This window comes from Streptomyces sp. A012304, assembly GCF_026008495.1.
In the GTDB taxonomy this organism is placed as follows: Bacteria; Actinomycetota; Actinomycetes; order Streptomycetales; family Streptomycetaceae; genus Streptomyces.
Map to the genome: position 1 here is coordinate 1 of NZ_BQUN01000059.1, position 625 is coordinate 625.

The window sequence follows — 625 nt, forward strand, 5'->3', positions numbered from 1 at the left end:
AATGACACGACTTCGGCGGTACGCTTGAGCCCCGCTACATTGTCGGCGCGGAATCACTAGACCAGTGAGCTATTACGCACTCTTTCAAGGGTGGCTGCTTCTAAGCCAACCTCCTGGTTGTCTCTGCGACTCCACATCCTTTCCCACTTAGCGTACGCTTAGGGGCCTTAGTCGATGCTCTGGGCTGTTTCCCTCTCGACCATGGAGCTTATCCCCCACAGTCTCACTGCCGCGCTCTCACTTACCGGCATTCGGAGTTTGGCTAAGGTCAGTAACCCGGTAGGGCCCATCGCCTATCCAGTGCTCTACCTCCGGCAAGAAACACACGACGCTGCACCTAAATGCATTTCGGGGAGAACCAGCTATCACGGAGTTTGATTGGCCTTTCACCCCTAACCACAGGTCATCCCCCAGGTTTTCAACCCTGGTGGGTTCGGTCCTCCACGAAGTCTTACCTCCGCTTCAACCTGCCCATGGCTAGATCACTCCGCTTCGGGTCTTGAGCGTGCTACTCAAACGCCCTGTTCGGACTCGCTTTCGCTACGGCTACCCCACCCGGGTTAACCTCGCAACACACCGCAAACTCGCAGGCTCATTCTTCAAAAGGCACGCAGTCACGAGAATG

General features: G+C 56.2%; 1 rRNA gene. It reads right to left on the minus strand.

Annotated elements, in window-relative coordinates:
* Positions 1-625 (minus strand): 23S ribosomal RNA (locus ALMP_RS13970); the annotation flags it as partial.